Origin of the sequence: Streptomyces griseoviridis, assembly GCF_005222485.1 — a bacterium.
Taxonomy (GTDB): Bacteria; Actinomycetota; Actinomycetes; order Streptomycetales; family Streptomycetaceae; genus Streptomyces; species Streptomyces hintoniae.
In genome coordinates, this window is sequence record NZ_CP029078.1 from 6,460,564 (window position 1) to 6,472,897 (window position 12,334).

Here is a 12,334-nt window from a genome sequence, read left to right on the forward strand (position 1 = left end):
GGAGGCGACCCGGCGGGAGCGGCCATGGGGGAGGAGGAGGGGCGCGGAGGGGGTCGGGGGAGGGAGGGCGAGACGCGGGCGGGGGAGCGGAGAGGTCGCCCTCCGGCGGTCAAGGGCTCGACAAGGTTCGAGGTCACCCGTAACCAGGTGCGCGGTCCGGGGTTGCTAGCGGTGGGGGCTTGCTGTCGTGTGCGGTCCCCCGACGGTGGTGGCGAAGCGGGACGCGGGCAACGGCGACGGGAGACGCCGGACCCCTGTGAGGCGTCGGCTCGCCCAGGACGGCGGGAGGATCGGAAACGTGGCCGAGTCCGCATATCGGGGGTGCCTGCCTGGCGGGGCGGTGGAGGTCTTCAGGATGACACCGGCACCGATACGGGCGCCGGCACCGGTGCCGGTACGGGGACGGCCGCGGGTATGGATGTCGAGGTCGGCACCGACGTCGGAGGCTGCGGTGGCGTCGGGGTCGGCATGGGCGTCGGGGGCCGCGGTGGCGTCGGGGTCGGCGTCGGGGTCAGCGTCGGCGTCGATGTGGGCCGGGTCCGGGAAGCCGCTGCCGCGTCCGGGACTCTCCGTCTCGCCGACGCTGCCACCGGCCGAACCTCCGCCCTCCCTTGCGGACAGGGCTCCGACGACACCGACAGCGCCGAACTCCCGCGCCCAGCAGTTCTGTTGCTTGATGCCCAGCGAGGCAGAGACAAGGGCGACGACGGGATGACTGCCCCCAGCGCCCCGATCGGCCCACCGCCCCGACCGTCCCAGCTCCCAACTCCCGCCCATCTGAGTCGTTTCCCCCACCCACGCAGCACCCCAGCTCCTCCCACCCCCCCACATCTCAAGGAACCCTCTTGAACACCGCCCCCGCCTCCCGCACGGACGCCTCCGCTCCCTCGGCCCACCGGGTGCCCGGACAGCATCGACGAGCCGTGCCCGCTTCCGAACTCCCGCACCACACTGACCTCTTGGCCCACCCGGACCCGGCCACCGTGGCCGGTGCCGCCGCCGTCGAGAACCTGCTGCGCTGCTGGGTACGCGAGGCCGGCCTGCCGGCGCCCGAGGACGGCGCCACCCTCCGCATCGAACTGCCGGCCAGTGCCGCAGCCCTCCTGGTCCCGATCCACTACTGGTCGCCGACCGGCTCGCACCGCTTCGGGCTGCCCCAACTCGTCGGCGCCCCCAGCCAGTCACCGCCGGTCGACGCCGTCACCCTCGCCGCCCTGCTCGCCCGCGAGACCACCGCCACGGAGCCGAGGACCGACACCCTCGCCACCTCCACCTCTGGCCTCGCGTCGGCATCCACCCCCACCCCCATCTCCACATCCGCATCCACCTCCGTCTCCGCCCCGGACCTGGTCGCCCGCGTCGCCGACTCCCTCCGCCGTACCGCCACCTTCGTCACCGACCGCCGAGAACACCCCGACGACGGCCCCGACCGCTTCCTCTCCGCCGAGCAGTCACTTCTCCTCGGGCACCCGCTCCACCCGACCCCGAAGAGTCGCGAAGGTCTCACCGACGCAGAGGCCGCCCTGTACTCGGCGGAGTGCCGAGGCTCCTTCCCGCTCCACTGGTTGGCTGTCGACCCGTCCGTACTCGCCTCGGACTCGGCCTGGACCGAACGCGGCCGCCTTGTCCCGGCCTCTCATCTCACCGAACGTCTGGCGCTGGACGGCTCCCCGTCCCGACCCCAACTCCCGGACGGCCACGCGATCCTGCCCGTCCACCCCTGGCAACTCCGCGAAGCCCGCCAACGCCCGCCGATCGCCGCCCTGTTCGACGCCGGCCTCCTCCGTGACCTCGGCCCCCTCGGCTCACCGTGGCACCCCACCTCCTCTCTCCGTACCGTCCACCGGACGGGCGCCCCCGCCATGCTGAAACTGTCGCTGGCCCTGCGCATCACCAACTCCCGGCGCGAGAACCTCCGCAAGGAACTTCACCGGGGCCTGGAGGTCCACCGCCTGCTCCGGGCCGGCCTGTCCACGCGATGGCACTCCGTCCACCCGGACTTCGACATCGTCCGCGACCCGGCCTGGCTCGCCGTCGACACACCAGGCGGTGACCCGCTGTCCGGACTCGACGTGGTGATCCGGCACAACCCGTTCGCCCCGTCCGACGACGTCACCTGCGTCGCCGGCCTGACCGCCCTCCTACCGACGGCCCACGCAGCGCCCCCGGCACCCTCAGCCCACCCGTCATACCCGGCCCACCCGTCATACCCGGCCTACCCGACACACCCAGTGCACCCGGCACACCCAGTGCACCCGGCACACTCAGTGCACCTGGCACATCAGACGCCCTCGACGCCCGCGCCCCACTCGATGCACCCGACGCATGCGACCCACCCGGTGCACCTGTCCCACGCGCTCGGCTCGTCGGCCCGACGTCTGGAGACGGCTGTGGGCGCCCCGCGATCCCGGCTCGCCGACATCGTCACCCGCCTCGCCGCCCGCACCGGCCGCCCGCGAGGGGCCGTCTCCGCCGAGTGGTTCCTGCGCTACCTCGAACACGTCGTCCGCCCCGTGCTGTGGCTCGACTCGGAGGCCGGTATCGCACTGGAGGCCCACCAGCAGAACACCTTGGTCCTGCTGGACGCCGACGGCTGGCCCAAGGGCGGGCGTTACCGCGACAACCAGGGCTACTACTTCCGAGAGTCCCACCGCGCCGAACTCGACGCCCAGTTGCCCGGCATCGGCCTGGCGAGCGACACCTTCGTCCCGGACCAGGTGGCCGACGAACGCTTCGTCTACTACCTCGGGATCAACAACGTCCTCGGCCTCATCGGCGCCTTCGGCTCCCAACGCCTTGCGGACGAGGGACTGTTGCTCGCGGCATTCCGACGTTTTCTCACCGAGGCCGCCTCAGGCCCCGCCCGGCTCCGCACCGCACTCACCGACCACCTCCTCGACTCACCGGTCCTGCGCTGCAAGGCCAATCTCCTGACCCGACTGCGCGGCCTGGACGAACTCGTCGGCCCGGTCGAGACCCAGTCCGTCTACGTCACCATCGCCAACCCCCTCCATTCCTGACGGTCATCCCCAACCCCTCCCCACTACCTGTCTGTTCGCGCCGGGTCACCGCCTCGGCCCGCCTTCCGAGAGGAGCGCCGCCATGCCTCCCACCGATGCCGACGCCGCCGTCGATCCCGCTTCCACCCCCTTCAGCTCCCGCGACTCCCCTACGAACCAACGCGATCCCGGCGCGAGCACGGACAACGAGGAGACCCTCGACCTACGTCTGACCGGCGAACTCCTCACCCTCTACGAAGCCGCGACCACTCCCCGCGCCACCGTGACTCACTCCGCCGGCGCGGTCCCCTCGGCCGGTGCGATGCCCTCCGTCGGCAGGTTTCCCTCTGCCGGAGCCGGAGCCGGAGCCGGAGCCGGAGCCGGAGCCGGAGCCGGAGCCGGAGCCGGAGCCGGAGCCGGAGCCGGAGCCACGCCCATGTCCACGGCCACCGAAGACCTGCTCGACCACATCGCCACCTGGGCCCCGGTATCCACGCCCGCCGGTGCCCTCCACCTCGCCCCGGTCCGCATCGACCGCGACGTCCCCTTGATCAGCCGCTGGATGAACGACCCGGCCGTCGCGGAGTTCTGGGAGCTGGCAGGTCCCCCGCACGTGACCGCGAATCACGTCCGTACCCAGTTGGACGGAGACGGACGGAGCGTCCCGTGCCTCGGCGTGCTGGACGGCATCCCCATGAGCTACTGGGAGATCTACCGTGCGGACCTCGACCCGCTGGCCCGGCACTATCCAGCCCGGCCCCATGACACCGGCATCCATCTCCTCATCGGCGGCGCCCCCGATCGAGGCCGTGGAGTGGGCGGCGCGCTGATCCGAGCCGTGTCCGACCTCGTCCTCGGCAACCGACGCTCCTGCGCTCGGGTCGTCGCCGAACCCGACCTTCGCAACACCCCCTCCATCTCCGCGTTCCTGACCGCTGGTTTCCGCTTCTCGGCGGAGGCCGACCTCCCCGCCAAGCGAGCCGCCCTCATGATCCGAGAACGAGCCCTACGCCATGCCCTGTGACGCTGTGCAATCGCGTCGTCGCAATGAGTCAAACGGACGGCCGTGCCCGCCGGTTCCCGCGCCACCAAAATTTTTTCGAGGCCGATCCCGCGAGCGGCCGGTCCTGATCCCGCCCCCCGTCCAAGCCTTGATCGCCCCTTTGTCAGTGCCGGGCCGTAGGGTGGTCGCGCTATGACGAAGCCCTCACTCCCCGAACTCCTGCATGCCGCCGTCGCCTCCGTCGGCGGTACGGAGCGCCCCGGCCAGGTGACCATGGCCGAATCCGTCGCAGAGGCGATCGACGACGGTTCCCATCTGCTGGTCCAGGCCGGCACCGGCACCGGAAAGTCGCTCGGTTATCTCGTGCCCGCGCTCGCGCACGGGGAGCGGGTCGTCGTGGCGACAGCCACCCTCGCCCTCCAGCGTCAGCTCGTCGAGCGGGACCTTCCGCGCACCGTCGACGCCCTGCATCCGCTGCTGCGCCGACGCCCCGAGTTCGCCATGCTCAAGGGCAGGTCGAACTACCTGTGCCTGCACCGTCTGCACGAGGGCATGCCGCAGGACGAGGAAGAGGGTCTCTTCGACCAGTTCGAGGCCGCGGCCCCCACCAGCAAGCTCGGCCAGGACCTGCTGCGGCTGCGCGACTGGTCGCAGGAGACGGAGACCGGCGACCGCGACGGTCTGACCCCGGGCGTCTCCGACCGGGCCTGGGCGCAGGTCTCCGTCTCCTCCCGCGAGTGCCTGGGCGCGACCAAGTGCGCCTACGGCGCCGAGTGCTTCGCGGAGATGGCCCGCGAGCGGGCGAAGCTCGCCGAGGTCGTCGTCACCAACCACGCGCTGCTCGCGATCGACGCCATCGAGGGCGCCCCGGTCCTCCCGCCGCACGAGGTGCTGATCGTCGACGAGGCGCACGAACTGGTCTCCCGGGTCACCGGCGTGGCCACCGGCGAGCTGACCCCCGGCCAGGTCAACCGTGCCGTGCGCCGGGCCGCGAAGCTCGTGAACGAGAAGGCCGCCGACCAGCTCCAGACCGCCGCCGAGGGCTTCGAGCGGCTGATGGAACTGGCGCTTCCCGGCCGGCTGGAGGAGATCCCGGAAGACCTCGGCTACGCGCTGATGGCCCTGCGGGACGCCAGCCGTACGGTGATCTCCGCGATCGGCGCGACCCGCGACAAGTCCGTCCAGGACGAGGACGCGGTCCGCAAGCAGGCACTGGCGTCCGTGGAGAGCGTCCACGACGTGGCGGAGCGCGTCGCGAACGGCTCGGAGTGGGATGTCGTCTGGTACGAGCGCCACGACCGCTTCGGCGCCTCTCTGCGGGTCGCCCCGATGTCGGTGTCGGGGCTGCTGCGCGAGAAGCTGTTCACCGACCGCTCCGTGGTCCTCGCCTCCGCGACCCTGAAGCTCGGCGGCGACTTCAACGGCGTCGGCGCCTCCCTCGGCCTCGCCCCGGAGGGCACGGAGGGCGACGACGTCCCGCAGTGGAAGGGCATCGACGTCGGCTCGCCGTTCGACTACCCCAGGCAGGGCATCCTGTACGTCGCCAAACACCTCGCGCGCCCCGCGCGGGACGGCGACCGGGGCGACATGCTCGACGAGCTGACGGAGCTGATCCAGTCGGCCGGGGGCCGCACCCTCGGCCTCTTCTCGTCGATGCGCGCCGCGCAGCTCGCCGCCGAGGAACTGCGGTCGCGGATCCCGGAGTTCCCGATCCTGCTCCAGGGCGAGGAGACACTCGGCGAGCTGATCAAGAACTTCGCCGCGGACCCCCGTACCTGCCTCTTCGGCACGCTCTCGCTCTGGCAGGGCGTCGATGTCCCCGGGCCCAGCTGCCAGCTGGTCGTCATGGACAAGATCCCGTTCCCGAGGCCGGACGACCCGCTGATGAGCGCCCGGCAGAAGGCCGTCGAGGAGAACGGCGGCAACGGCTTCATGGCCGTCGCCGCCACCCATGCCGCGCTGCTCATGGCGCAGGGCGCCGGCCGTCTGGTCAGGGCCTCGGGTGACCGCGGTGTCGTCGCCGTGCTCGACCAGCGCCTCGCGACGGCCCGCTACGGCAGCTATCTGAAGGCGTCACTGCCGGACTTCTGGTACACCACGGACCGTAACCAGGTCCGCAGGTCGCTGGCGGCGATCGACGCGGTGGCGAAGCAGGCGGAGGCGGCAGCCGACGTCAGGACCGGAACCGAGAACGACGCCGACGCTGACGCCGGCGTCGAGTCCGTCACCGAGAGCGAGTGAGCGGGAGTGGGTGGCCGCGGTCGCGGTCGCGCCGCAGCCACCCACTGCCTCCCCGCGTCACCCCGTGACTCCGCGAGTCCCCCTGTGTGCGCGCGCGACCCCGTGTCTCCCCGTCCGTGTCTCCTGTGGATCAGGACAGCACAGGGCCCCGGAACCGGCGCAGGGGTTCCGGGGCCCGGTCAGGGAGCGAGGCGGCGCTCAGCGCCCGCCCGCTGTGGCCGTCAGACGCGACGCAGGACCGCCACGACCTTGCCGAGGATGGTCGCGTCGTCGCCAGGGATCGGCTCGTACGCCGCGTTGTGCGGGAGGAGCCAGACATGGCCGTCCTCGCGCTTGAACCGCTTCACGGTGGCCTCGCCGTCGAGCATGGCCGCCACGATGTCACCGTTCTCGGCGACCGGCTGACGGCGGACGGTGACCCAGTCGCCGTCGCAGATCGCGGCCTCGATCATCGAGTCGCCGACGACCTTCAGCACGAACAGCTCACCGTCACCGACCAGTTGGCGAGGGAGAGGGAAGACGTCCTCGACGGACTCCTCCGCGAGGATCGGGCCACCGGCGGCGATCCGGCCGACCAGCGGTACGTACGACGCGGCCGGCTTCCCGGCGGTGTCGGTGGGCTGCGCCGACGATGCCTGGTCCGAGCCGCGCACCTCGTAGGCGCGCGGGCGGTGCGGATCGCGGCGCAGGAAGCCCTTGCGTTCGAGCGCCATCAGCTGGTGGGCGACGGAGGAGGTGCTGGACAGGCCGACCGCCTGTCCGATCTCCCGCATCGATGGTGGGTAGCCGCGTCGTTGCACCGAGTCCCTGATCACCTCGATCACGCGGCGTTGCCGATCGGTGAGTCCTGAGCTGTCCGCCCGGATGCCAGGAGGTCGGCCCGGTAGTGAGCGCTTGTGCCCCTCGGGATTCATGTCGTTCATCGCATGCACCGGCTCGAGTCGGCCCTGGGAGCGGTCCTGGGCAGTGATGGCACTGTCTGCGGTGGTGGTCACGTCGGCCCCTCTCGATGGTCTCCCTGGCTGGACAACGGTAGTTGCTTTCGAAAGGTTGCGCCAAACACACGTTCGAGTGAAAAAACGCGGATCCACTGCCGTGATCAGGCGTCTGGGTGTATGGCTGGCGCGCTGCCCGACGGGCGGAGCGGTCCCCGCGGGAGGGTGCGGTTTGGGGCTCCGGGGGTCTCCGCCGCCAGGCCCGTGGCCTCGCGGGTTGTCGGCTCAGTCTGCCATCCGGTGCCCGGCCAGCCGCGGACCGGACCTCATCTGTGCCGGAGCCGCACGGCCCCTCCCTGCGGCGCCCGGTATCTCCGTAAGCGTCACAGAGGGCGTCTCCGTAGGCGTCGCAGGGGGCGTCTTCGTAGGCGTCGCAGAGGTGTGGTCGTACCTCTCTCCGTGCGGCGGTCAGGGCGCTCGCGTCGGGCCTGACGGGGCCCTCGTGCGGCGGGTGCGGGCCCCGTCAGGGCGGGGTCGCCCGGCCCGCGCAGGCCCGCGTGCTGGGGCCCGACACGCGCGCGTACGGCGTGTTTATGTGGCTCGATCCCCACATCTAGTGGTTGGATTGCGGAGGCGGCCCAGAAGTTGTGGTCCCCCCGGTCCGCGAAGCGTCGGCGATCGCCTATGCTGGGGACTGCTTCGCGGAGTTCGGAACATCCGGCGAGGCCCATGAGTCTGCTGTGAGGAGGGTTGGGAGTTCATGCACTGCCCCTTCTGCAGGCATCCCGACAGCCGGGTCGTCGACAGCCGTACGACGGACGACGGCACGTCGATCCGCAGGCGCCGCCAGTGCCCGGACTGCTCGCGACGGTTCACCACCGTCGAGACGTGTTCGCTCATGGTGGTGAAACGCTCCGGAGTCACCGAGCCCTTCAGTCGCACCAAGGTCATCAACGGCGTGCGCAAGGCGTGCCAGGGGCGGCCGGTCACCGAGGACGCGCTCGCCCAACTCGGCCAGCGGGTCGAGGAAGCGGTGCGCGCCACCGGGAGCGCCGAGCTGACCACTCATGACGTGGGGCTGGCCATACTCGGTCCGCTGCAGGAGCTCGACCTCGTCGCGTACATGCGCTTCGCCTCCGTCTACCGGGCGTTCAACTCGCTGGAGGACTTCGAGTCCGCCATCGCGGAACTCCGGGAGGAGACCCGCCGCGCCGCCGCGGACGACGAGGACCGCGCGGACGCGCCCACCGGGACCAAGAAGAACGACGGTGGACAGGGCGGGACCGTGAAGGTCCCCGAGCCCGCCCGCGTCGCCGACTGATCGACGGACCAAAAACAGGGCGGACGCCCTGATTCTGGCCGCGCGGCGGCGATCCAAGACTTGCCGTGGGCCGCTTCACGCGTGTCCCGCGACATCAGACAGAACACCGTGCCACGGGAACAACGCGGCACTTCGGGGCGTTTCAGCCCGTACAGGGAGGCGGCATGACAGAGACGGCGAGCGGTCCGGCACGAGGTTCCCGCGCCAAGGGCGCGAAGACCACCAAGGGCCTGCGCATCGACCGCATCCACACCACCCCCGGCGTGCATCCGTACGACGAGGTGACGTGGGACCGCCGGGACGTCGTCATGACCAACTGGCGCGACGGCTCGGTCAACTTCGAGCAGCGTGGCGTCGAGTTCCCCGACTTCTGGTCGGTGAACGCGGTCAACATCGTCACCAGCAAGTACTTCCGGGGTGCCGTCGGCACCCCGCAGCGCGAGGTCAGCCTCAAGCAGCTGATCGACCGCATCGTGAAGACGTACCGGAAGGCCGGAGAGGACCACAAGTACTTCTCCACGCCCGCCGACGCCGAGATCTTCGAGCACGAGCTGGCCTACGCCCTCCTGCACCAGGTCTTCAGCTTCAACAGCCCCGTCTGGTTCAACGTGGGCACCCCGCAGCCCCAGCAGGTCTCCGCCTGTTTCATCCTGTCCGTCGACGACTCCATGGAGTCGATCCTCGACTGGTACAAGGAAGAGGGGATGATCTTCAAGGGCGGCTCGGGCGCGGGCCTGAACCTCTCCCGCATCCGCTCCTCCAAGGAACTGCTCTCCTCCGGCGGCAACGCCTCGGGTCCCGTCTCCTTCATGCGCGGCGCCGACGCCTCCGCCGGAACGATCAAGTCGGGTGGCGCCACCCGCCGCGCCGCCAAGATGGTCATCCTGGACGTCGACCACCCCGACATCGAGGACTTCATCCAGACCAAGGTCAAGGAAGAGGAGAAGATCCGCGCCCTGCGCGACGCGGGCTTCGACATGGACCTGGGCGGCGACGACATCACGTCCGTCCAGTACCAGAACGCCAACAACTCGGTGCGCGTCAACGACGACTTCATGAAGGCCGTCGAGCAGGGCGAGAAGTTCGGCCTGCGCGCGCGGATGACCGGCGAGGTCATCGAAGAGGTCGACGCCAAGTCCCTGTTCCGCAAGATGGCCGAAGCCGCCTGGGCCTGCGCCGACCCGGGCATCCAGTACGACGACACCATCAACCGCTGGCACACCTGCCCGGAGTCCGGCCGGATCAACGGCTCGAACCCGTGCAGCGAGTACATGCACCTGGACAACACGTCCTGCAACCTCGCCTCGCTCAACCTGATGAAGTTCCTCCAGGACGACGGCGAGGGCCACCAGTCCTTCGACGCCGAGCGCTTCGCCAACGTCGTCGAGCTGGTCATCACCGCGATGGACATCTCCATCTGCTTCGCGGACTTCCCCACCCAGAAGATCGGCGAGAACACCCGCGCCTTCCGCCAGCTCGGCATCGGCTACGCCAACCTCGGCGCCCTGCTGATGGCGACCGGCCACGCCTACGACTCCGACGGCGGCCGCGCCCTGGCCGGCGCGATCACCTCCCTGATGACCGGCAGGTCGTACAAGCGCTCCGCCGAACTCGCCGCGGTCGTCGGCCCGTACGACGGCTTCGCCCGCAACGCCCAGCCGCACCTGCGCGTCATGAAGCAGCACTCCGACGCCAACGGCGCGGCCGTCCGCGTGGACGACCTGGACACGCCGATCTGGGCCGCCGCCACGGAGGCCTGGCAGGACGTCCTGCGCCTCGGTGAGAAGAACGGTTTCCGTAACGCGCAGGCGTCCGTCATCGCCCCGACCGGCACCATCGGTCTCGCGATGTCCTGCGACACCACCGGCCTGGAGCCCGACCTCGCCCTGGTCAAGTTCAAGAAGCTGGTCGGCGGCGGCTCGATGCAGATCGTCAACGGCACCGTCCCGCAGGCCCTGCGCCGCCTGGGCTACCAGGAGGAGCAGATCGAGGCGATCGTCGCCCACATCGCCGACAACGGCAATGTCGTCGACGCCCCCGGCCTCAAGCACGAGCACTACGAGGTGTTCGACTGCGCGATGGGCGAGCGTTCCATCTCCGCGATGGGCCACGTCCGCATGATGGCCGCGATCCAGCCGTGGATCTCCGGCGCGCTCTCCAAGACGGTCAACCTGCCGGAGACGGCGACCGTCGAGGACGTCGAAGAGGTCTACTTCGAGGCGTGGAAGATGGGCGTCAAGGCGCTCGCGATCTACCGCGACAACTGCAAGGTCGGCCAGCCCCTCTCCGCGAAGACCAAGGAGAAGGAGAAGACCGAGGTCACGGCGAAGGCCGAGGCGACCATCCGCGAGACGGTCGAGAAGGTCATCGAGTACCGCCCGGTCCGCAAGCGCCTCCCCAAGGGCCGTCCCGGCATCACGACGTCCTTCACGGTCGGCGGCGCCGAGGGCTACATGACCGCCAACTCCTACCCGGACGACGGTCTCGGCGAGGTCTTCCTGAAGATGTCCAAGCAGGGCTCGACCCTCGCGGGCATGATGGACGCCTTCTCCATCGCCGTCTCCGTGGGCCTCCAGTACGGCGTTCCGCTGGAGACGTACGTCTCCAAGTTCACCAACATGCGGTTCGAGCCGGCCGGTATGACCGACGACCCGGACGTGCGGATGGCCCAGTCGATCGTCGACTACATCTTCCGCCGCCTGGCGCTGGACTTCCTGCCCTTCGAGACGCGCTCCGCCCTCGGCATCCACTCCGCCGAGGAGCGCCAGCGCCACCTGGAGACGGGCTCCTACGAGTCCAGCGAGGACGACGTCGACGTCGAGGGCCTGGCCCAGTCGGCGCCTCGGCAGACCGACCTGAAGGCCGTCGAGGCCCCGCGCGCCGAGGCGGTCAAGGCCGTCCCGCAGCAGGTCCACACCAGCGCGGAGCTGGTGGAGATGCAGCTGGGCATCCAGGCCGACGCCCCGCTCTGCTTCTCGTGCGGCACCAAGATGCAGCGCGCCGGCTCCTGCTACATCTGCGAGGGCTGCGGCTCGACCAGCGGTTGCAGCTGACGGACCGGAACTGAGGAAGAGGGGCCCCGACACGCGTCGGGGCCCCTCCTCCTTCGTGCGGCGCCTCGTGTCGCGCCGGCGGTCCGAGGTGTCAGGAGCGCCGGGTCCGCCCCATGATGCGGGCGAAGTCGGCGGGGTCGTCCTCGAAGCCCTGCACACCGGGACGGAACGTCCAGGCGCCGGAGCCGTCGCGCACGAACTCCGCGACGGTGGCCGCCGTCGACCGCGGGACGTGCGCGAAGTCGTCCTCCGCGAGGACGTCGTAGCCCTCACGGATGCGCAGCGCCGGTCCTGCCACCCGGGCGAACGTGCGCTCCCCGGCCCGCTGCTGGATGACGACACCGACCAGCACGCGCGCGTAACGGTCGCTCAGCCGGTCCAGTTCCAGCGACATGACCTCGTCCCAGCCGAAGCCCTTGCCGTCCTTGCTGTCACGGCTGAGGGAGATGGTGCCGTCGGGGGAGCGGCTGTCGAAGTAGACGAGATACTCGGGATCGCTCTGCGGATCGTTCCCCTGATAGGTGGCGGCGACGAGGTCGAGATCGGTGGGTGGCTCTCCCGCCGGACTGGGATCCCATTTCACCGCGACCTCGACCTTGCCGATTCCCTTGTTGAGGCCGTTCACCAGACTTCCCCTTCCCCGTTCCCCTGCGCGCCGATCGGCCCGAACTGCCCTGTGGACAAGGCCGATTGTCCATCCTCCCACGCACCTGCGGCCCTGCGCTGCGCAGTTGTCCGCCAGAGGGTGACCGGCGCCACGTTCGGGGGCCGTACGATGGCGC

The 12,334-nt window shown here is 70.4% G+C and carries 7 protein-coding genes; 5 read left to right on the plus strand and 2 right to left on the minus strand.

Going from position 1 to position 12,334, the window contains the following annotated elements:
- Positions 1-845: 845 nt before the first annotated feature.
- The 3 genes from DDJ31_RS28020 to DDJ31_RS28030 all read left to right on the plus strand — a co-directional run bounded on the left by DDJ31_RS28020 (position 846) and on the right by DDJ31_RS28030 (position 6,243).
- Entirely contained in the window at positions 846-3,020 is a 2,175-nt protein-coding gene (locus tag DDJ31_RS28020; protein ID WP_127177608.1) for an IucA/IucC family protein, read from the plus strand.
- A gap of 82 nt (positions 3,021-3,102) precedes the next feature.
- Entirely contained in the window at positions 3,103-4,023 is a 921-nt protein-coding gene (locus DDJ31_RS28025) for a GNAT family N-acetyltransferase (protein WP_127177607.1), read from the plus strand.
- Positions 4,024-4,194: 171 nt separating this feature from the next.
- Positions 4,195-6,243, plus strand: coding sequence for an ATP-dependent DNA helicase (locus DDJ31_RS28030; RefSeq protein WP_171480911.1), 2,049 nt, complete (start codon positions 4,195-4,197; stop codon positions 6,241-6,243).
- Between the two features lie 221 nt (positions 6,244-6,464).
- Here the strand turns inward: DDJ31_RS28030 and lexA are convergent, their stop codons facing one another.
- Complete coding sequence (gene lexA / locus DDJ31_RS28035; RefSeq protein ID WP_127177606.1) at positions 6,465-7,238, minus strand: transcriptional repressor LexA; 774 nt, start codon at positions 7,236-7,238, stop codon at positions 6,465-6,467.
- A gap of 700 nt (positions 7,239-7,938) precedes the next feature.
- On the opposite strand from lexA, the gene nrdR reads away from it, so the two are divergent.
- Positions 7,939-8,499 carry a transcriptional regulator NrdR gene (gene nrdR / locus DDJ31_RS28040; protein ID WP_127177605.1) on the plus strand — a complete coding sequence of 187 codons (561 nt, stop codon included), beginning with the start codon at positions 7,939-7,941 and terminating at the stop codon, positions 8,497-8,499.
- Between the two features lie 164 nt (positions 8,500-8,663).
- Positions 8,664-11,552 (plus strand): vitamin B12-dependent ribonucleotide reductase, encoded by a 2,889-nt coding sequence (locus DDJ31_RS28045; RefSeq protein WP_127177604.1) that lies wholly within the window; start codon positions 8,664-8,666, stop codon positions 11,550-11,552.
- 91 nt (positions 11,553-11,643) lie between these two features.
- Here DDJ31_RS28045 and DDJ31_RS28050 read toward each other — a convergent pair whose 3' ends face one another.
- Entirely contained in the window at positions 11,644-12,177 is a 534-nt protein-coding gene (locus tag DDJ31_RS28050) for a TerD family protein (protein ID WP_127177603.1), read from the minus strand.
- Positions 12,178-12,334 lie beyond the last annotated feature (157 nt).